Below are 20,831 nucleotides of genomic sequence, written 5' to 3'. Positions count from 1 at the left end.
ATCGAAATCATTGTCGAAGAATTTTCAGTAGAGGTTGACTCACATGGCAGCTAAAGAAGTACGTTTCAGCGACGACGCGCGCGCGCGCATGCTCAAGGGCGTGAACGTCCTGGCAAACGCGGTCAAGACGACGCTGGGTCCCAAGGGCCGCAACGCAGTGCTCGAGAAGAGCTTCGGCGCGCCGACCATCACCAAGGATGGCGTCTCGGTCGCGAAGGAAATCGAGCTCAAGGACAAGTTCGAGAACATGGGCGCGCAGATGGTGAAGGAAGTGGCGTCCAACACTTCCGATGAAGCCGGCGACGGTACCACCACCGCCACCGTGCTGGCCCAGGCCATCGTGCGCGAGGGCCTGAAGGCCGTGGCCGCCGGCGCCAACCCGATGGATCTGAAGCGCGGCATCGATACCGCCGTCGCCACGGCCGTCGAGGAGCTCAAGCGCCTGTCCAAGCCCTGCAAGGATCAGAAGGCGATCGCCCAGGTCGGCACGATTTCCGCCAACTCCGACGAGTCGATCGGGCAGACCATCGCCGATGCGATGGAGAAGGTCGGCAAGGAAGGCGTGATCACGGTCGAGGAAGGCTCGGGACTGCAGAACGAACTCGATGTGGTCGAGGGCATGCAGTTCGATCGCGGTTATCTCTCGCCCTACTTCATCAACAATCAGCAGAACCAGACGGCGGAACTCGATAATCCGTTTATCCTGCTGTACGAAAAGAAGGTTTCCAACGTTCGCGAAATGCTGCCGCTGCTGGAAGGCATCGCCAAGGCCGGCCGGCCCCTGCTGGTCATTGCCGAGGATGTCGAGGGCGAGGCGCTGGCGACCCTGGTCGTCAACACCATTCGCGGCATCGTCAAGGTGGCGGCGGTCAAGGCGCCGGGCTTCGGTGATCGCCGCAAGGCCATGCTGCAGGACATCGCAGTGCTGACCGGTGGCGTGGTGATTTCCGACGAAGTCGGCCTGTCGCTGGAGAAGGCCACGCTGAACGATTTGGGTGAAGCCAAGAAGATCGTGGTGGAGAAGGAAAACACCACCCTCATCGATGGCAAGGGCAAGAACGCCGACATCAAGGCGCGTGTGGAGCAGATCCGCAAGCAGGCCGAAGAGGCCACCAGCGACTACGACAAGGAGAAGCTGCAGGAGCGTGTCGCCAAGCTGTCCGGCGGCGTGGCCGTCATCAAGGTCGGCGCGGCGACCGAAGTCGAAATGAAGGAAAAGAAGGCGCGCGTCGAAGATGCCTTGCATGCGACCCGTGCGGCCGTCGAAGAGGGTGTGGTCCCTGGCGGCGGTGTGGCGCTGATCCGCGCTCAGAAGGCGATCGAGAAGCTGGAAGCCAAGAACGAGGACCAGCAGTTCGGTATCCGCATCCTGACGCGCTCGGTCGAGGAGCCGCTGCGCCAGATCGTCACCAACGCAGGCGAGGATGCCGCGGTGGTGCTGGCAAAGGTGAAGGAAGGCAAGGGTACATTCGGCTATAACGCCGCCACCGGCGGCTATGGCGACATGCTGGACCTGGGCATCCTGGACCCGACCAAGGTCACCCGTCTGGCGTTGCAGAATGCCGCGTCGGTCGCCGGCCTGCTGCTCACGACCGAGGTGATGATCGCCGAGGCCCCGAAGGAAGACGACCATGCTCATGGCGGCGGCATGCCCGGCGGCATGGGTGGCATGGGCGGCATGGGCGACATGGGAATGTAATCGCCCTGGACCGGCTCTCCGGACCGGCCCGAAAGGCCGATCCGGATCCTTCCGGATTTCGCGGCGGCGCCCGAGGCTCCCGCGGCAAAAACCCCGCCTCGTGCGGGGTTTTTGTTTGGGCGCGCCCGATCGGATGCAGACACTTGAAACTGTAGATCCCCTGCATACCCGGCCAGGCTTGTCTGGGGCATCCCCGCCTTGAACGGCGCAGTGTGCCTCGATCCCGCGTATTCAAAGTGCTATGTTATACACCTCTTGTGTGTATGAGGGTAGCATCGATGAAGAAGCCGCAAGCCAGGCAAAAGTCCGCGATAGCCCTCAAGTCCGAGGTGCGCACTAATATCGTCCTCAATGAACGCCTCGTGGCGCAGGTCAAACACCTCTCCGGGGCCAAGACGACACGCGAGGCGGTGCAGTTGGCCTTGGAACACTTTGTGCGTTCGCGCGACTACTCTGGCGTGCTGGCCCTGTACGGGACGGGCGGTGTGAGCGAAGGATACGATCCGAAGAGCGCCAGTCCGTCTTGATCATGCTGGTCGACTCATCGGTCTGGATCGGATTTTTGCGCGGCGAGCAGACGCCCGAAGTTTCCTTTCTCAAGGAGAGTCTTGATCGTAGCGATCCGGTGTGGCTGGCGCCGCCGATTCTGCAGGAGGTTCTGCGGGGTGCGAGTTTGCCACTTAGGTTCGATCAGTGGGCTAGCGAGTTCGGCGAGTTGCCGATGGTCGAATGCGATGATCTGAGACGACTGACACGCGATGCTGCGATGCTCTATGCTCGATGCAGATGGCAGGCCTTCACGCCACGCAGCGCGAACGATTGTCTGATTGCCACCTATGCGATCTGGTTCCAACTGCCGCTGCTTCATCGTGATCGGGATTTCGAGCGAATCGCCCGCGTCGATCCGCGGTTGAAGTTCCCGGCATTGCGCTAGCAGGCTTTGATCCTGGTGACCCGTGCACCGAGACTCTGCTATTGCTGCAATATGAACCTATGATCTCCGGGATCCGGATTGGATCGTAGATCGACTCACGTCTGAATGTTCGGCCTGATTTTTATCCAGCCGAACCGGGAGGCCGCGATGGATCTGAATTTCTGGCTCGAGCGCTGGGCTAAACACGAAACCGGCTTTCATCAGCAGCAGACCAACCCGCATCTGCAAAAGTATTGGCCGCAGCTTGGCGTACCCGCAGGCGCGACGGTGTTCGTGCCGTTGTGCGGCAAGAGTCTGGATATGCTTTGGCTGCAGCAACAGGGCCACCCGGTGCTGGGCGTGGAGGTCGCCAGAACGGCGGTCAGCGATTTCTTTACGGCATGGCGAACGGACGTACACGTCGCGCCGTTGGGAGACTTCGAGCAATGGAGTGCCGGTGGCGCGCAGGGAATCACCGTGCTGTGCGGCGATTTTTTTGCACTCGACCCGACATCGACGGTCCACGTCGGCGCGGTGTTCGACCGGGCTGCGCTCATTGCATTACCGCCGCAGATGCGCCACGCCTATGTGCACAAGCTGTTGGGCATATTGCCGGCGCAGGTCCCGATGCTGTTGATTACCCTGGACTACCGGCAGGAGGAGATGCCCGGCCCGCCGTTCGCGGTGAGCGATCGGGAAGTGCGGCAACTGTTCGCGGCGTTGCCGGTGGAGTGTCTGGATGAAATCGACGTCACCGCCGCTGCCGCCAGCATGCGTTTTCGTCAGCGCGGCGTGAGCCGGATGCTGGAGCGCGTCTATCGCATCGGTGACCCGGTTTGCAAGCCCGCCTAGAGCCGGCGCCTTTGTGTCTGCAACCGATCGGGCCGCGCGCGGCGATGATCCGCGCCGTCCCGGCGCGGATCATGCCTTCACTTTCAGGACGTACTCGTACTAGAACGAGACCGTGGCGCTTGCCCAGAGCTTGGTGGTATCCGTGGCGAAGGTATCGGCATCGTAGCGGGCGGCTTTCAGGAGCAGATCCACATGCTTGCCGACCTTGCGGCCGACCGAGAGGTTCCACTCGGTGCCGTAATCGCGGCTGACCGCCTCTGCACCGAAGTCGTGCCATGCGAGCTGCAGATCGAAGCCCGCGAGCTTGGCACCGAGCGCAACATAGGTGTCCTCGATGCCTTGCGGCGGGGTGGTGAGGAACTTGTCGACCCAGCCCTGCCAGCGGTGCAGCGTGGCCAGCGGCGTCTGGAAGGCGCGGTCGGTCCGGGTGGCATCACCCGTCAACACTTCCCGGCCGATGCGCGCACTCCAGGTGTCCTGCGCAAGACCGATCTCCACTTGCCAGTAGTCGGCGGAGTAATTCACCGGATTGTCACCGGTCTCGCTTTGTGTGGCGTAGGACAGCGACCAGGGCATCTTGAACTGGCCCACGGGATACTGCCCGGTCCAGAGCACGCCGAAGGTCTTGCTCGACAGGGTGGCGGCATTATCGAAGTCGAGCAGGTAGCCGAAGGCGCTCAGTCTGCCGGCGGCCTGCAGATCCCACGCGGCATCGATGAGATGCGAATCCGAACGCAGATCGCCCGGCGGCGTACCGGAATCCGGTCCGAAGACGCGATTCACATTGTCCACGTAGGAATAAGTCAGGTGAGTCTGCGGGATGCGCGTGGAGCGCAGCGTCACGGCATCGAAGGTTTGTTCATTCTGACGCCAGCCTACATCGCCGATGAAGCGTTGATTGTCGAGGTTGATACGCTGGCGGCCGAGCACCACTTCTTCCTGGCCGCTCACATAACGCAGCAGCGCCTGGTTGAGGTCCGTGTCTTCCGGATCGGCCACGATGGGCCGCGTCGTGCGATTGTTGCGGGTGCTGTTGTAGGTATCGCCGCCGACAGACTGCAGATGATCGAACTCCGTCATGAACGAGAATCCGTGCCAGACGCCGGTTTCGTAGTTCAGGCGCAGCCTCAGCGTCGAGGCGTGCGCGTCCTTCGCAAAGCCATCCTCATCGACCTGCTCGAAGCGATAGCGTGCCGAAATATGCGCTTGGCCCGCAGTGATCGCCTCGGCGAGCGTCACTGACTGTGCGGCGGCCGGCGTCTCGGCCGCCTGCACCGGCAACGTGACCGCCGCCGTCATTGCGGCCAGTCCCAGGCCACGTCCTATCGCACGTCTCAAAGCAAACGACGGCATGACATCCACGTCTATATCTCTCATCTTATTTATTGAATTCATTGATAAAATTTATGGACACAATATTATTGGCTCGCATCGGGCGCGAACCTTCGGAAGTTTACCTAACACCTAAGGTGGTGTCTCAGCGCGTATTGTTAGCGAGCGCGGGGGAATCGCGTCATGCGTTGAACGCCTCGCTCAATCCTGGCTGCGCCCCTTTTGCAGTAGCGGGCTGATCAGATCCAGCGGTAGCGGGAACACGATCGTGGAAGAGTTTTCGGCGGAGATGTCCGCCAGGGTCTGCAAGTAGCGCAGCTGCATGGCGCGCGGGTCGGCGCCCAGCGCCTTGGCCGCCTCGACCAGCATGGTGGCCGCCTGATGCTCCCCCTCGGCATGGATCACCTTGGCGCGCCGCGTCCGTTCGGCCTCGGCCTGTTTGGCGATGGCCCGGACCATGGTCTCGTCCAGATCCACATGCTTGATCTCCACATTGGAGACCTTGATGCCCCAGGCGTCGGTGGCCTGATCCAGGATACGCTGGATGTCCAGATTCAGCTTGTCGCGCTCGGAGAGCATTTCATCCAATTCATGTTGGCCCAGCACGGAGCGCAAGGTGGTCTGCGCCAACTGGCTGGTCGCCTCGAAGGGATTGGCGACCTGGATGATGGCTCGCGAGGGATCGACGATACGGAAGTAGACCACCGCATTGACCTTGACCGAGACGTTGTCGCGGGAAATGACGTCCTGGGTGGGCACGTCCAGCACAATGATGCGCAGATCCACCTTGACCATGCGCTGGATGAAGGGAATGACCAGGATGATGCCGGGGCCTTTGGTGCCCGTATAGCGTCCGAGCGTGAACATCACGCCGCGCTCGTACTCGTTCAGGATCTTGATCGCCGAGAAGATCAGGATGATCAGGATGACGATGGGTACGATCAAGAACATGACGAGCCTCCACTACCGGGGATGCATGATGGGGGAGCGCCATGATGGCGCAGGAACCGGGCCCGGATGGATCGAGCCCGGGGGTGGGATCGGTACGCCGGCTGGCAGTCCGGACGCCTTGGCCGGAATGTGCATCCGGTGCGTGCGAGGAGACGCAGCGGGCGTTTCATGACCGGGCGGCGTTCAGGAGCCGAGAGGATTCGGGCTCGACATGCAGGGTAAGCCCGTCGATGCGCAGCACGCGCAGGCGCTCGCCATGCTTGACGGGCAGCCGCGTGACAGCCTGCCAGATTTCGCCGCGGATACGCACCGGGCCGCTGTGCTCGAAGTCCCCCATCGCGACCGCCGGCTCATCCAGCATCTGGTCGAACCCGGTGACCACCGGGCGCTTGCGCGAGCGGGCGTAGTAGGTGGCGATGAGCAGCGCCAGCAGCGCCCCCGCGGTGGCGATACCGCCGATCAGCCCGGTGGCAATCTGGAATCCAGGCACGTCGGTATCCATGAGAATGATCGAGCCGACCACGAACGCAATGACGCCGCCGAGCCCGAGGGCGCCGAAGCTGGGCGTGAAGGCCTCGGCAATGATCAGCACCAGTCCCAGCAGGATCAGGCCGAGGCCGGCGTAATTCACCGACAGAACCTGAAAAGCGTACAGCGCCAGCAGCAGGCTGATGGCACCGACCACGCCCGGCAGGATGGCGCCGGGATTGTAGCCCTCCAGCAGCAGGCCGTAGACGCCGATCAGCATCAACAGATAGGCGACATTGGGATTGGTGATCACGGCCAGCAGATTGGTGCGCCAATCCGCTTCCAGGCGTTCGACCACCAGGCCGGCGGTGGCGAGCGTCGTTTCACCCGTGCTGACCTTTACCGTGCGTCCATCGATCTGGCGCAGCAGGTCCGCCACATCCGTGGCGATGACATCGATGACCCGACGTTCCAGCGCGGCGCTGGCCGACAGGCTCGCCGCGGTACGCACGGCGGCTTCCGCCCATTCGGCATTGCGGCCGCGCAGCTCGGCCAGCCCGCGAATGTAAGCCACGGCATCGTTGACCGCCTTGCGTTCCATGGCGGTGCCGGTGGCGGGCGCAGCCGCATCATCCGGTTTTTGCGCTGCCGAATCGGCATCGGCCGGCGCATGCGCGGCGGGGGCGCCTTTCTCCTTGGGAGCATCGGTATGCCCATCACCTGCGCCCTCTCGGCCCGTGGGCGGTTGCCCGCCGGGTGAGGGCGACGGCGAGGGTGAGGGTGAACTTGGCGCGCCGATTTGCACCGGTGTTGCGGCGCCTAAATTGGTGGCCGGGGCCATGGCCGCGATGTGGCTGGCATACAGCAGATAGGTACCGGCACTGGCGGCGCGGGCGCCCGAGGGGGACACATAGACGGCGACCGGAACGGGCGAGGCCAGGATGGCCTTGATCATGTCGCGCATGGCGCTATCGAGTCCGCCGGGGGTATCCATTGCGGCGATGACCAGCGGCAGTTGGCGTTCGGCCGCCTGCGCCAGTGCGCGCACGAAAAAATCGCTGGTGGCCGGTCCGATCGCATCGCGGATCTCGATCAACAGGGCGGTATTCGCTGATGCTTGCGCATCGGCACGGGTATCCGCGGGAGTGCCTGAGGATGCCTGATCGCTGGGTGATTCGGCCACCGGGGTTTGTGCGGCCGACGCCAAGGCCGACACGGTTGCCGGTCCCGGCGGCAGCGCCGGCAGCGCGGCGTACAGCACCAGCACCGGCAGTACCAAGGCGCGCAACGCCTGCCGGCATCGGTCCTGGATGACGCGCATGAATCCACGCCGCGGGAGCCGCATGCATCCTCCATTGTCCCGCCCGCAGGATGACGGGCATATCGATAGTACGTGTTGTATTGCAATGCCGCGATGCGTATGGAGCGCAGCTGCAGACGAGGACGCGAGCAGATGCAGGCCGGGATATCGCCGATTTTCAGCCGGCGCTGCCGCGGCTCACGGCGCCGGTGTCCGCCGGGCGGCCATGTGCAGATAGTCTTGATGCAGCGAGTGTACTTGCCGGCGCAAATCCTCGAGCGTGCCGGTGTTCTCGATCACATCATCGGCGATGGCCAGCCGTTGCCGGCGGGTGGCCTGCACCGCCAGGATGCGGCGGGCCTGCTCCTCGCTGGATGCATCGCGCGCCATGAGCCGGCGCAACTGCTGTTCCTCCGGGGCATCGACGACCAGGACGCGGTCATAGGCGCCCGCGCGGCCGCCTTCCACCAGCAGGGGAATCACATGAATCTGATAAGGACCATCGGCCTGTTGTGCACGGCGCGCCAGCTCCGTGCGAATCGCCGGATGCGTGATCGCCTCCAGGCGCTTGCGCTGCTCGGGATCGTTGAATACCCGCTCGCGCATGCGGGCGCGGTCCATGCGGCCGGCGGCATCGAGGACGTCGGCGCCGAATTCCGCGACGATCCGCGCCAATGCAGGCGAACCCGGCTCGACGACGTCGCGGGCGATCTGGTCGGTATCGAAGACCGGCACGCCGAGGTCGGAGAAAAAATCGGCGGCGGCGCTTTTGCCGCTGGCGATGCCGCCGGTGAGCGCGATGAGCAGAGGTGAAGCCGAGGTATGCATCGTCCGCGATGGTATACGAGTCAGGACGCCGCGCCGATGCCGCTGATCCGCAGGTAGGAGCCGATCAGTTCGTGACCCCACAGCAGCGCGATCCAGCCGGCGGCGGCGAGGTAGGGGCCGAAGGGAATGGGAATGTTCTTGTCGCGGCCCCGCAGCACGATCATGGCGATGCCGACCAGCGCGCCGGTGAACGCCGACAGCAGGATGATCAGCAGCAGCATTTGCCAACCCAGCCAGGCCCCCAGCGCGGCGAACAGCTTGAAGTCACCGTAGCCCATGCCTTCCTTGTCGGTCAGCAGCTTGAACAGGTGGAACAGGCTCCAGAGGCTCAGATAGCCGGCGGCCGCGCCGATGATGCTGGAGCGCGGATCCACCGGCAGGCCGCTCTGTGGCATCGTCGCCGCAAGGCTGAGCAGCAGTCCCAGCCACATCAAGGGCAGGGTGATGTTGTCGGGCAGCAGCTGATGATCGAGGTCGATGCCGCTCAGGGCGATCAGCGACCAGGTCAGCACCAGCGCCGCGGCGGTGTACCAGACGATGCCGAATTTCCAGGCAACCAGGGCGGACAACAGGGCGGTGGCCAGTTCGACCACGGGATAGCGCGGCGGAATTTTCACACCGCAGTTGGCGCACCTGCCCTTGAGCAGCAGGTAGCTCACCAGCGGGATATTCCGCCAGGCGGTGATGAGCGCGCCGCAGCCGGGGCAGGCGGAGCGCGGCACGGCCAGGTTGTAGATCTCCTGGCTAGGCGCGGCGTCGGCTTGATGGGCGGGGCCGGCTTTTTCAGGGGCTGCCTTTTCGCCGGCAGCCCCCGCGCTGTCCTGCAAAATCTGCCGCGCCTGGGTCCGCCATTCGCGCTCCAGCATGATGGGCAGGCGATGGATGACCACGTTCAGGAAGCTGCCCACCAGCAGGCCGAGCACGAAGATCAGCCCGATCCACAGGATCGGGTGGGTCGTCAAGGCGTATAAGAACAAGTCAAGCGCGTGCTGCATGGTCGTCCCGGTTCCAGCCGCAGTGCGTTTTTCACTGCCTTTCCGCGGTGAATACGCCGTCCGTCCTCTGCCCGTCGCTGAGCGGCAATGTCAGCCTGCGGCCGGACGCGAGCGTTGCCCGGACTTGCTCAAACGACCGCGCCGAGCTTGAAGATGGGCAGGTACATGGCGATGACCAGGCCACCGACCAGCACGCCCAGGATCGCCATGATCAGCGGTTCGAGCAGGCTGCTCATGCCATCGACGGCCGCATCGACATCGGCCTCGTAGAAATCGGCCACCTTGGCGGACATGGAGTCCAGCGAGCCGGATTCCTCGCCGACGGAGATCATCTGGATGACCATGTTGGGGAACAGGTCGGTGGCTTCCATGGAGCGTTGCAGCCGCTGGCCGGTGGCCACTTCGTCGCGGATGCGCAAGGTGGCTTCTTCATAGACGATGTTACCGGTGGCGCCGGCGACCGAGGTCAGGGCCTCGACCAGCGGCACGCCGGCGGCGAACATGGTGGACAGCGTGCGCGCATAGCGGGCGATCGCGGCCTTCACCATGATCGGGCCGATGACCGGCGCCTTGAGCAGCATGCGATCCAGGAAGCGGCGCATCGGCCGGGAACGTTTCTTGAAATAAAAGAACGCATACCCCACGCCGACCACCATGAGCCCCATCCACCAGCCCTGATCCTGCACGAAGCGCGACAGGTTGATGACCATCTGCGTGAAGGCCGGCAGATCGGCGCCGAAGCCCTTGAACAGGCTTTCGAACTGCGGGATCACGAAAATCAGCAGGATGACCGTCACGATCACGGCCACGGCCAGCACCGCGGTGGGGTAGAACAAGGCCTTCTTGATCTTTTTCTTGAGCGCCTCGGTTTTTTCCTTGTAGGTCGCGATCTTGTCGAGCAGATTTTCCAGGGCACCGGCCTGTTCGCCGGCCTCGACCAGGTTGACGAACAAATCGTCGAAGTGCAGCGGGTGCTTGGCCAGGGCCTCGTGCAAGGTCGTGCCTGATTCGATGTCGGCCTTGATCGCCAGCACCAGCTTCTGCATCGACGGCTTGTCGGCGCCGTTGCCGACGATGTCGAAGCATTGGACCATCGGGATGCCGGCCTCGAGCATGGTGGCCAGCTGCCGGGCGAACAGCGCGATGTCCTCGGTGGTGACCTTCTTGCCGCTCTTGAAGAGTTGCGTCTCCTTGCGCACCCGTTTCGCGAGCACGCCCTGACGGCGCAGGTCGGCCTTGACCGCCGCTTCCGACACCGCCAGCATCTTGCCCTTGATGCGCTTGCCCTTCTTGTCGGTGCCTTCCCAGGTGAACGGGAATTGCTGTGCAGATGCTGCTTGTGACATGTATTAGTCCTACGCCGCCAAGTTCGCTACGCCGTCCGTATTTCAGCCGCTACTCGACCGTGCACTGATTGACTTCATCCAGGCTGGTGATGCCGGCCTTGACCTTTTCCAGTCCCGAACGCCGCAGATCCCAGATGCCCTCCGCGGCGCTTTGCGCGGCAATGTCGACCGCATTGCCGTCCTGGAGGATGATCTTCTGGATCTCCTCGGAAACCGGCATGACCTGGTACAGGCCGGTGCGTCCCTTGTAGCCGTCCGTGCATTGGCTGCAGCCGACCGGCTTGTAGATCCTGATACCGGCGGCGATGTCCTCCTCTCTGAAGCCTTCCTTCAGCAACGCCTCCGGCGGCATGTCCATCGGCGTCTTGCAGTGACTGCAAAGCCGGCGTGCCAGGCGCTGGGCGATGATCAGGGAGACGGAGGTGGCGATGGCGTAGGGCTTGACCCCCATGTCGACCATGCGGGTCAAGGTCTTGGGCGCATCGTTGGTGTGCAAGGTCGAGAGGACCAGGTGACCGGTCTGCGCCGCCTTAATGGCGATCTCGGCGGTTTCCAGGTCGCGAATCTCACCGACCATGATCACATCCGGATCCTGGCGCAGGAAGGCGCGCAGGGCCGAGGCGAACGTCAGGCCGACCTTCGGATTCACGTTGACCTGGTTGACCCCGGGAAGATTGATTTCCGCCGGATCCTCCGCGGTGGAAATGTTGGTGCCTTCCGTGTTGAGGATGTTGAGTCCGGTGTACAGCGACACGGTCTTGCCGCTGCCCGTCGGCCCGGTGACCAGGATCATGCCGTGGGGTTGGGCCAGTGCCTTCATGTACAGGTCTTTCTGCGCCGGCTCATAGCCCAGCGCATCGATGCCCAGCATGGCGCTGGAGGGATCCAGGATACGCGCGACGATCTTTTCGCCGAACAGGGTCGGGCAGGTGCTGACGCGAAAATCGATGGCCCGGTTCTTGGAAATCCGCATCTTGATGCGGCCGTCCTGAGGGATGCGCCGCTCGGCGATGTCCAGGCGCGACATGACCTTGATGCGGGCGGAAATCTTGTTGGCCAGTTGCACCGGCGGAGCGGCCAGTTCCTTCAGGTGACCGTCCAGGCGCAGGCGAATGCGGTAGGTCTTTTCGTAGGGCTCGAAATGAATGTCGGAGGCACCTTTCTTGATGGCATCCAGCATCACCTTGTTGACGAAGCGGACGATGGGGGCGTCCTCGACATCGTCCCGGCCCACCGCCTCGCGCTCCCCGTCGTCTTCGCCGCTGGTGACGTCCAGGTTCTCGAGATCCAGGTCTTCCTCGCCCAGGGAAGGCATCTGGGCATCGACCTGCTCGATCGCCTTGCTGCCCACGCGCTGCAGCTTGTCTTCCTCGACGATGATGGCTTCCACCGACAGGCCCGTCTGGAACCTGATTTCATCCAGCGCATGCAGGTTGGTCGGGTCGGAAACCGCGACGAACAGCCGCTTGCCGCGCTTGATCAAAGGCAGGACGCGGTGCTTTTGCAGCAGCTTGTCCGACACTAGCCGCACGGTTTCCAGATCCGGCTGGAGCGCATCCAGATCCAGCAGCGGGACACCGAATTCCTGGGAGGCGGCGATGGCGATCTCGCGCGCGTCGGCCAGACCTTGGGAGACCAGGTGCCCCACCAGGCTGGTATGGGCTTCCTTGGCCTCGGTCATGGCCTGCACCATCGCCCGCTCATCCAGAAGCCCGTCCTGGATCAGGCGCGCCGGCAGTCCCTGCAGGGCCAGGCGCTGAGCATGGAGGGTGGGAGCGACGTTTTCGGTCATGAACTTAACAGAATCCGGGGGAGAAACCCTTATTAGCGCATGTGTGCTCGGAGCAAGCAATTGTCAAATTACTGCCTATTGTGACCTAGAGCCAGGGCGGACTTCGGTGCGTGCGTCACATTCTGCAGGGGCGGGCCATTCAGGTCGACGACGGACACCCAGTTTGGTCATTTTTCAACGAGATCATCTGGAGGGAGCGAATGCCACGGCCCAATGCCTGCGAGATTCTCATAGACGATCTTTCCAAGCTCGTCATGCACAGGCATCCAGTTCGGGTCGCGGCTATTGGCAAGTAGTACGAAGATATTGCCGGAGACCGTTATCGCAGCAAATGCCGTGACGCCGGGCAGGCTGCCATCGCGCCAGAACATCCTTTCCTGACTGTTTTCGCGGTGCGAATAGAACGCTAATCCATGGCAGGTGCGCCAACGCGTCTCGTCGCAGTCTTCGCGTGGCGATAGCAGCGCCTTTCCTGCGGCGGCCCATTCATCTTGACGATTCCTCGATAGTACAACCAGCAGCTGTGCAAAATCGCCTGTCGTGCCAGCGAGCGCACCCATGCTTTGCCGTGCTGGCCAATCCAGCCTGTGGAACATTCTGCGCTCGCTGGAATTCGCAAAATATAATGCGGTGCCTGCCTGTTGAAGGTTGTCGGGATCGGTTACGCGTACAGAGCTCAGATGCAGGGGTGAGAGTAACTGACGATCAAGCAAGGCCGTGAATCGCTCGCTGCTCAGACGTTCCAGGGCTACACCTAGGAGACAATAGCCAAGGTTCGAGTAAGCGAAGTCGCCTCCGGGTTCGAAATCGGTGGTTGCACGTCCTAGCTCGTTGAGATGATGAGGGCAGGGAGATTTTGGCCATAGAGTAGGATCGCCGGAAACAGCACGATTGAAACCGGCGCGATGGCTGAGTAGATGCTCTATCGTGATGGTTTGCCAGCGTTGTTCATTCGGTAGTGGATATTCGCGTAAGCTCAATAATTCATAAATTCGATCGTCCATGGACATGGTGCCCTTATGCACCTCTATAAGGACCATCGATGCAGTAAAAATCTTGGTTAGGCTTGCGTACGGGAGTACGGCCTGCGCATTCATCGCGATGCGTTTACCGTCAGGTGTGATTGCCTTGCCGAAGGCACATTCGTAAGTATCGCCGTTCTGTATCAGATGGATCTGTATGCCTGGTAACTTGTGGCGTTTCGCCCAGGATCGAACATCGGATAGCCATCGAGGCGTCTTCTTGTCGCAGCCGCCGTCGAGATTTGATGTTAGCTGCACAAGCCTCGATCGAATTTCTTCACGATGGACTAGCGAAAGTGACAATGCCGCAGCCAGAAGACAGATCAGCAGCGCCGCTGCACGCCGATGCATGACCATTTCAGTACCTCAGGCGTGGGATCCGCGTGGCATCCAGGCACGTACCCTCAGCCACAATGAAGTATTTTCCAACCGCCGTGCATAAGCGGCGTATTCAGAAAAGCGCCGCAGATGACGCTCTTCGGTTTTCGCGCGCAAGTAGTAGATCAAGCTGACCAGGCTGAGTCCGCCGATATTTGCGGCGAAGTCGGAGAAGCTCAGAACTCCGTAGAAGGGAACAGTATTCAGCCACCAGAAAATGTTCTTTGAGAGATAGGATGGATGCTTGCAGTACTTGTAGGGTCCTCTGTCGATTAATCCGCGATAGGTGAGGTTGGAAAAACGCAGGCCAAATGCGATGAAAGATAACCAGTGGATGGTCCAGGCCGACACAATCAGCGCAGCCCATATCCAGTAAAGCGGCTGCTCGGGGCTGAGCCAGTCCGTCCATAGCAGCTCATCTTTCTGTTCAGTCAGCAATTTCACATACTGGAAGAACGGCGCATAGCAAACCAGGCAGACCACCCAACCAAGCCAAGAATCATCGACGCTGATTACTTCCGTTCGTAGCAGTTTTCCCGCACTGATATAGCCCACGGCGCCGACCAGCAGGTCGATGCAAAGTCCCAGGACGACGAACCAAGCAACCCAGTTGTGCATTTGTGGCAGGACGCCTAGGATCAGAAGTTTCTCGCAAGCGAGAACTAGGTTGCCGTACATCAGAGGGATAAAGAATGCCTTGACTATCCAACTCAGGATCAGTGTCTTGTGGGTTGCGGTATTCCACTGCTCTTTCCCTCGCAATACTGCGCCGAATGACGAGCAGGCATCCTCCGTCTTGCCCCGCAGGCGCTCCGTTATGACGATATACGCTGGGATGAGTAGGAGCAGGAGCGGCAAGAGGGGTACAAGGTCGTCTATGAAGACTTGCGAGGCGGCGACGCCCCACGAGGCGCTTATACTGGTCACAACCAGTACGAGCAGCCATCCCGTAGTCAATGTCAGGCATTTATTGAGGATGCGGTCGGCGCGAACATCGGCTGACTGCGCGGCGGGTTTCGGAGAGACTATCAGTTCACGCACCAAGGCAGTACCGAGTATGAGTGAGATCGAGAGCAGGACCCAAAGTCGCGCTTGCGAATTTTCAGTCCAATCCTGACCGATCGCTTCCGACAATACGAAACCTGCGATTAGTTGACCCAGAAACAAGGTGAGCAAGCGGTACACGGGATACCTGCGAAGCTGGGAGCGAAGGAAAAAGAGAGGGCGCCTATAGCGCCCTCTCGAGTGTGACAATCCTCATTGTCAGATATTTAGATTCTATTAACCACCGTCGCCGCCGTCACCACCGGGGGCACCACCAGCAGCCGCACCGCGGCAATTTGCCGGACGATACTTGGGCAGGATCTGTGTCGTAGAAGCAGCGCCCGAAGCAGTGCCAAAAGTGTCGGTATCAACGACGGGCGGTGTACCCGGTACGGCCGCGGTGCCGCAGACCCACACAACGTCGTTGTTGGGACTGAGGTAGGGCTTTAGGGACAGCGTAGAATTCGCCGCGGTCGTCACAGCGTTGATTGCACCGTTGGCCTGGTTGCCGTAGGTGATCGTAATCGTGCCATCCTCGATGGCTACTTGCGTCACATACTTGCCAGAGATATCCGTTACATTAGCGTTGAGACCAGCTGCTTCGTTATCTGCCGGCCAAGCACCAGTGTTTGCAAACGATTCTGCTACGCCAGCTTTCGCAGCACCCGCAAGGTTCAGACCTTCAGTCACCTGCGAGCGGATCGTGTAGTCCTGGTAAGCGGGGATGGCGATGGCCGCCAAAATACCGATGATCGCGACCACGATCATCAGTTCGATAAGGGTGAAACCCTTCTGAACTTGTTTCAACATTTAAATCTCCTGGTAGGGAACACGGAAAACAGCGGCGTGTGCCGGTGCAGTTCGTATAGCAATGCTTGTGCCAACTACCTTCCTGGGCGCGTAAGTTGTTGGTTCGGCGGGATTTATATTGAGATCCAGTCGGCGTATGTCGAATCGGTTTTCATTGCGCGGAGGGCGCTTTGGGGCAGCAACTGACAAATCGTGTCAGTCCGCGACGCTGCCTGGAGACAGCGAAGCCAGTCAATCCAAATTTATCTGCGCGGATGGATGGGGAACGTCTGGCACGTCCATGACGAGCGCGGTTTCATCTCGCGGGTTGCCACCCCCTTGCCACGGCGTTTGTTGTGCCGCGTGTTTCACTCGCAGGATTTCCACGGTGCGAGTCTCGTCCAGCACGCGATAGAACAGGATGTAATTCCGGTGGGCAACCAGCTCGCGCACGAAGGCGGGCAGGCCTGGCCGGCCGGCGCGACCCATCTTTGGAGGTTGTGCAAGCGGCAAGGTTTAGTCGCGCAGGTCCTGGCCGAACTCCTCGGTCTTGGCCGGCTCACACTCGCCCGGGTTCCACCGCTGGCGTCAAACTGACCGATGGTGATGCCTACGCCTATCAATATAGGGTAGGAACGTATCGTCGAGGACTTAGCGATCTCGCCTGCTTAATCAACCAGAATCCGGGCAGTCTCCATCGGCATAAGCATCGTTCGCTCGCCGAGCGGACAGCGAACGAACCCATGTCGTTCGTAGAACGCCATAGCTTCGTCGTCGATGGCGTGAGTGATGATCCCTCGGGCTCCAGCCGTTTCGGCTGCAACGAGGCAGCGGCGCAGTGCGTCGATCAGAAGATCAACGCCCAATCCGCGCTTCTGGAAGTCGGCATCGATTGCCAATCGACCGATGAGGAGCAGCGGAACCTCATCCGGCATGCCGCGACGGAGTTTTGCCGTCGGTAGAGCGGTTCGATGTGCCATTGCGGTCGAGATCGCGTAATAGCCGACCAGGCGGGCGGGAGTGTCGGTCGCGCACACGACATAGGTTCGAGCCGACAGGCCTTCGCTTGTCAATGCTCGATCGCGAAGCCATGCATCGAGCGACTCGTGCCTACCATTCTTGAAGTGCGCAAGATCATGGTGAGCGCCAAGGCGCTCGGGGTCCAGTACGCCCGGCGCCGGGATCGTTGGCACTCAGCGTTCCCACGCCGGCTTGCGTTTCATCCTTGCTCGCAGTGCGTTATCTGGCTTGGCCGGAGCATCGAGCATGGCAAGGAATGCCTTGTAGTCGTCGTCATCAAGAGCAAACAAGCGCTGATCGAGGATCGTCTCCTCAGCTCGTGCCCGGGCGCTCTCCAGCATAAACTCCGACAGCCTTTGACCACGCATGGCCGCCGCTCGGTTGAGGGTGGCTTTGGTGGTAGCAGAGGCTCTGATCTGGATCAGATCGTCTTTGCGTGCAGTCGAATCGGTGCTCATGGCTGCTCCTCATGTGAGAAGGCGAATGTCATGACAACTACCTTACGTCTAACGCCATGACAGTGTCAATACAACCCTACTCTGGCGCTCGAAATCATCAATGGCATTCTGAAAGATGGCAATCAGGCCGAATTGCTGATTCCCCCAAAGCCGTCGGGGGTTGAGGTTCGCTCATGATCCAGTTCCAGCCATGCATTTGCCCGGGATGCATGGCTGGAACTGGATCATGAGCGAACTTGTCCAGCGTTTGATGATCGAAATTCAAGGCGGCTGCATACGTGCACAGACTCGCAGTCAATCGCTCTGGCCTTCAGCAGTAAAACGTCTAGGCTTTAGCGATGCCCCCCAATTTCAGGAGGCCTTGCTACCGTTGCGGAATCAAAGTCAAGTGCCGGGAAGATCTGCAATGAATCGCATCGTTGACAGAGCCGTCATCGCTTTATTCGCCGTCTACTCGATTCCCAGCTTCTTGATCCGATAGCGCAGCGACCTGAAGGTCATGCCCAGCAACTCGGCGGCCTTGGTCTTGTTGTAGCGGGTCTGCTCCAGGGCGCGCACGATGGCGTCGCGCTCGATGTCCTCCAGGGCATCGCCCAGGGGTTCGCCGGGGGCGACGGTGCTGGAGATGGAAGTGTCAGTCTGAGTCACCTTGGGGCGCAGCTGCAGATCGCCGACGTCGATGGCGTCGTTCACGCACAGGGTGGCGGCACGTTCCAGGACGTTCTCCAGTTCGCGCACATTGCCGGGGAAATGGTAGTCGCGCAGGGCGCGCCGGGCGGCCTCGGTGAGATGCAAGGCGTCATTGCCGATCTGGGGAGCGAGGCGAGCCAGTATGGACTGGACCAGTTCATCGATGTCTTCACGGCGCTCGCGCAGCGGCGGGACGCGGATCTCGATCACGTTGATGCGATAGAACAGATCTTCGCGAAACTTGCCGTCGGCGACCTGTGCCGCGAGGTTCTTGTGGGTGGCCGATAGGATGCGCACGTCGATGGGAATTTCCTTCGACTCGCCCACGGGGCGCACGCGTTTTTCCTGGATGACCCGCAGCAGCTTCACCTGCATGTGCAGAGGCAGGTCGGCGATCTCGTCCAGGAACAAGGTGCCGCCCTCGGCGGATTGGATCAGGCCTTGCTTGTCGGCGATCGCGCCGGTGAAGCTGCCTTTCTTGTGCCCGAACAGTTCGCTTTCCATGAGTTCGGAGGGGATGGCGCCGCAGTTGACCGGCACGAAAGGGCCGTCGCGGCGCACGCCGGCATCGTGGATCAAGTGGGCCACCAATTCCTTGCCGGTGCCGGACTCGCCGTAGATGTGCACCGGCGCCTGGCTGCGCGCGACACGCGCGATCATTTCGCGCAGCTGTTCCATGGCTCGCGACTGGCCGGACAGCTTGATGCGCGGCGGCTGCCCATTCTTGGGGCTGGATTCACCGAGCTTGAGCGTCGCCGTGATCAGCTTGCGCAGCGCGGCGATGTCCAGGGGCTTGGAGATGAAGTCGAAGGCGCCGAGCTTCAGTGCGCGTACCGCGGTTTCCACATTGCCATGCGCGGTGATCACGGCGACCGGTGTCTGCGGTGCATGGGTCTGGATCCATTGGACCAGGTCCAGGCCATCGCCGTCGGGCAGCCGCATGTCGGTGAGACACAGATCGAAGCTGCCGCTGCGCAGTGCATGGATGGCCGTCTCCAATGTAGCGGCGGCCGTCACCTCCAGGTTCATGCGCTCCAGGGTGATGGCGAGCAGTTCGCGGATGTCGGGTTCGTCATCGACGATGAGGGCGCGCGGTTTCGTCACTGAATTTCCCAACGTTGCGGATCCGAGAAAACGAGCCGAAAAATGCTACCACCGCCGGGACGGGGTTCGTAGAGCAGCAGTGCCCGGTTGCACTGGGCCAGCTCCCGGGCGATGAACAGCCCCAGGCCGGTACCGCCCTTGCCGGAGGTAAAGAAAGGCTCGAAGACGCGTTCGGTATCCTCGGCCGGGATGCCTTTGCCGCGATCCAGCACTTCCACGAAGGGACGGTCGGTGCCGGCGATGCGCCCGCTGCGGATCTCCACCGTGGCTGTCCCCGCATCCTGCCCCGCCGCTTCGCTGTCGTTTCCGTCGCGCCCGCCGCCATCCTCGGCAGGATTGCCGTCGTCCACCTCAGCGCTGTTGCCGTCGCCGTTGCGTTCGCAGCCGTCATGGCGGCCGTGCCTGATGGCGTTCTCGCACAGATTCCACATCAACTGATGCAAATGCGAGGGATCGATGCGCACGTCCAGCACACCCGGCGCATGCAGTGACAGCGCCGCTTCCGGTAGCTGCGCGGCATCACGAAATTCCACCAGGAACCCGCGCAGCCAGTCATTGAGCTCGAGACGCTGTTGGCGCGTGGAGTCGCGGCGCGACAGCTGCAATACATTCTCGATGATGGTGCTGACGCGTGCCCCATTGCGAATGATGATTTCGGCGAACCGCTGCTCCTGCGGCGACAGCCCCGGCGTTTCCGCCAGCAATTGGGCGGCGTGGCTCATGGCGCCGACGGGATTGCGGATTTCGTGGGCGATCGACGCGCTGAGCCGGCCCAGCGCCGCCAGCTTGGACTGCTGGACACGTTCGGCCATCAAGGTCGTGTCTTCCAGAAAGATCAGGGTCGGTCCGTGGCTGCTGTCGAGCGAGACGAAATGCGGCTGGAGCAGGTTGCCGCCGTCGTGCGCGGGCATCGACAAGGAACTCAGCTGCCAGTCGTGGGGATGGCGGCGCCAGATGCCCAGCAGATAGATCAGGCGTGGGGAGATTTCGCCCAGCAAGGTGCCGGGCGCCACCGGTCCGCTGTGCAGCAGTTGCGCCGCGGATTCATTGATCAGGCGAATGGTGTCGTTGGCGTCGACCACCAGGATGCTTTCGCGCAGATGCTGCACGATGAACTGGTTGAGCTGGGCAAGATCGGCGACATCGACTTCGCGCTGGCGCAGGCGCAGTTCATTGTCGCGCAGATTGCCGGCGAGCCGGCCCACGCCCAGGGTCACCAGCAGCAGCAGCGCGCCGGCGATGCCCGCCGAGGTCAGATCGCCGATCTCGCCGCGCGCGGCCAGCGCGATGAAAATCTGTTGAGCCACCAGAGCGATCGCCGCCAGCGAAGCCAGCAGCAGCGCCAGTTGGGGGCGTACGATGAAGCTGGCGACGCCGATCGGCAGCACCATCAGCACCGCCAGGCCGCTGGCCATGCCGCCGCTGGCATACGTCAGGATGCCGATCGCCACGATATCGACGCAGACGCTGACGATGGTCTGCACGCTGATCTCGGGCCAGCGGCGCTTCACGCCGGCGATCGACACGACGGCGTAGGCGAAATAGGTCGCCGTCGTGCCGATGAACAGGGCCGGGAAGGTCGTGCCCACCGGCGCGGGGTCGAGCGCCGCGAATATCAGCGCCAGCAACAGGGGCGTCAGCAACCGAAAAAGATTGATGAGCGCCAGAACGCGCCAGCCGAGATCCGCGGGCGGCGCGGGTGCGGGCGGGTCGGCGGGAGCGTTCATCGGGCGATCATGGGGTGCGAGCCGGGACTTTCATGTGTCGCAAGTGTAGGGTCTATTACGTGCGGGTGCGAAGCATGGGCCCCGAATTCGCGGCCCCAATTACCTTTCCGATCCGGCGATGGA

At 61.8% G+C, this 20,831-nt stretch carries 18 protein-coding genes and 1 pseudogene; 4 read left to right on the top strand and 15 right to left on the bottom strand.

Annotated features, from left to right (window positions below):
* Positions 1-43 precede the first annotated feature (43 nt).
* The 4 genes from groL (at position 44) to ACG33_RS12060 (ending at position 3,464) form a co-directional block, all read left to right on the top strand.
* Positions 44-1,699: a chaperonin GroEL gene (gene groL / locus ACG33_RS12075; RefSeq protein WP_066921515.1), complete on the top strand. Its 1,656-nt coding sequence runs from the start codon at positions 44-46 to the stop codon at positions 1,697-1,699.
* Between the two features lie 278 nt (positions 1,700-1,977).
* Positions 1,978-2,226, top strand: coding sequence for a type II toxin-antitoxin system VapB family antitoxin (locus ACG33_RS12070; protein ID WP_066921513.1), 249 nt, complete (start codon positions 1,978-1,980; stop codon positions 2,224-2,226).
* Between the two features lie 2 nt (positions 2,227-2,228).
* Positions 2,229-2,633, top strand: coding sequence for a type II toxin-antitoxin system VapC family toxin (gene vapC, locus ACG33_RS12065; RefSeq protein ID WP_066921511.1), 405 nt, complete (start codon positions 2,229-2,231; stop codon positions 2,631-2,633).
* Positions 2,634-2,780: 147 nt separating this feature from the next.
* The gene (locus ACG33_RS12060) at positions 2,781-3,464 is read left to right on the top strand and encodes a thiopurine S-methyltransferase (protein WP_083537266.1); all 684 of its coding nucleotides are present in this window, start codon (positions 2,781-2,783) and stop codon (positions 3,462-3,464) included.
* Positions 3,465-3,563: 99 nt separating this feature from the next.
* On the opposite strand, the gene ACG33_RS12055 is transcribed toward ACG33_RS12060, so the two are convergent.
* From ACG33_RS12055 to ACG33_RS11985, 15 genes and pseudogenes are all read right to left on the bottom strand, one after another.
* On the bottom strand, positions 3,564-4,841 hold the full coding sequence (locus ACG33_RS12055; protein WP_168160086.1) for an alginate export family protein: 1,278 nt from the start codon (positions 4,839-4,841) through the stop codon (positions 3,564-3,566).
* A 156-nt stretch (positions 4,842-4,997) separates the two neighbouring features.
* Positions 4,998-5,747, bottom strand: a complete 750-nt coding sequence (locus ACG33_RS12050) for a slipin family protein (RefSeq protein ID WP_066921505.1) — start codon at positions 5,745-5,747, stop codon at positions 4,998-5,000.
* Between the two features lie 166 nt (positions 5,748-5,913).
* On the bottom strand, positions 5,914-7,560 hold the full coding sequence (locus ACG33_RS12045; RefSeq protein WP_210399055.1) for an NfeD family protein: 1,647 nt from the start codon (positions 7,558-7,560) through the stop codon (positions 5,914-5,916).
* 153 nt (positions 7,561-7,713) lie between these two features.
* On the bottom strand, positions 7,714-8,343 hold the full coding sequence (gene coaE, locus ACG33_RS12040) for a dephospho-CoA kinase (protein ID WP_066921503.1): 630 nt from the start codon (positions 8,341-8,343) through the stop codon (positions 7,714-7,716).
* A gap of 20 nt (positions 8,344-8,363) precedes the next feature.
* On the bottom strand, positions 8,364-9,338 hold the full coding sequence (locus ACG33_RS12035; RefSeq protein WP_066921501.1) for a prepilin peptidase: 975 nt from the start codon (positions 9,336-9,338) through the stop codon (positions 8,364-8,366).
* Between the two features lie 128 nt (positions 9,339-9,466).
* Positions 9,467-10,684: a type II secretion system F family protein gene (locus ACG33_RS12030; protein WP_066921499.1), complete on the bottom strand. Its 1,218-nt coding sequence runs from the start codon at positions 10,682-10,684 to the stop codon at positions 9,467-9,469.
* A 49-nt stretch (positions 10,685-10,733) separates the two neighbouring features.
* The gene (pilB, locus tag ACG33_RS12025; protein ID WP_210399054.1) at positions 10,734-12,476 is read right to left on the bottom strand and encodes a type IV-A pilus assembly ATPase PilB; all 1,743 of its coding nucleotides are present in this window, start codon (positions 12,474-12,476) and stop codon (positions 10,734-10,736) included.
* A 167-nt stretch (positions 12,477-12,643) separates the two neighbouring features.
* The gene (locus ACG33_RS12020; RefSeq protein ID WP_168160085.1) at positions 12,644-13,849 is read right to left on the bottom strand and encodes a serine hydrolase domain-containing protein; all 1,206 of its coding nucleotides are present in this window, start codon (positions 13,847-13,849) and stop codon (positions 12,644-12,646) included.
* 15 nt (positions 13,850-13,864) lie between these two features.
* Positions 13,865-15,061: a methyltransferase family protein gene (locus tag ACG33_RS12015; RefSeq protein ID WP_066921495.1), complete on the bottom strand. Its 1,197-nt coding sequence runs from the start codon at positions 15,059-15,061 to the stop codon at positions 13,865-13,867.
* Positions 15,062-15,157: 96 nt separating this feature from the next.
* Positions 15,158-15,730 carry a pilin gene (locus ACG33_RS12010; protein WP_210399053.1) on the bottom strand — a complete coding sequence of 191 codons (573 nt, stop codon included), beginning with the start codon at positions 15,728-15,730 and terminating at the stop codon, positions 15,158-15,160.
* 324 nt (positions 15,731-16,054) lie between these two features.
* Positions 16,055-16,252: pseudogene (locus ACG33_RS17100) on the bottom strand (type II toxin-antitoxin system RelE/ParE family toxin); the annotation flags it as partial.
* Between the two features lie 125 nt (positions 16,253-16,377).
* The gene (locus ACG33_RS12000; protein WP_066921491.1) at positions 16,378-16,902 is read right to left on the bottom strand and encodes a GNAT family N-acetyltransferase; all 525 of its coding nucleotides are present in this window, start codon (positions 16,900-16,902) and stop codon (positions 16,378-16,380) included.
* Positions 16,903-17,187 carry a type II toxin-antitoxin system TacA family antitoxin gene (locus tag ACG33_RS11995; RefSeq protein WP_066921489.1) on the bottom strand — a complete coding sequence of 95 codons (285 nt, stop codon included), beginning with the start codon at positions 17,185-17,187 and terminating at the stop codon, positions 16,903-16,905.
* 450 nt (positions 17,188-17,637) lie between these two features.
* Positions 17,638-18,981 carry a sigma-54-dependent transcriptional regulator gene (locus ACG33_RS11990; protein WP_066921487.1) on the bottom strand — a complete coding sequence of 448 codons (1,344 nt, stop codon included), beginning with the start codon at positions 18,979-18,981 and terminating at the stop codon, positions 17,638-17,640.
* Positions 18,978-20,708: a sensor histidine kinase gene (locus ACG33_RS11985; protein ID WP_066921485.1), complete on the bottom strand. Its 1,731-nt coding sequence runs from the start codon at positions 20,706-20,708 to the stop codon at positions 18,978-18,980. The genes ACG33_RS11990 and ACG33_RS11985 overlap by 4 nt, the downstream gene beginning before the upstream one ends.
* Between the last annotated feature and the right edge of the window lie 123 nt (positions 20,709-20,831).

The sequence above is a fragment of the Steroidobacter denitrificans genome (assembly GCF_001579945.1).
Lineage (GTDB): Bacteria > Pseudomonadota > Gammaproteobacteria > Steroidobacterales > Steroidobacteraceae > Steroidobacter > Steroidobacter denitrificans.
This window is presented reverse-complemented; position numbering and strand designations above follow the sequence as displayed.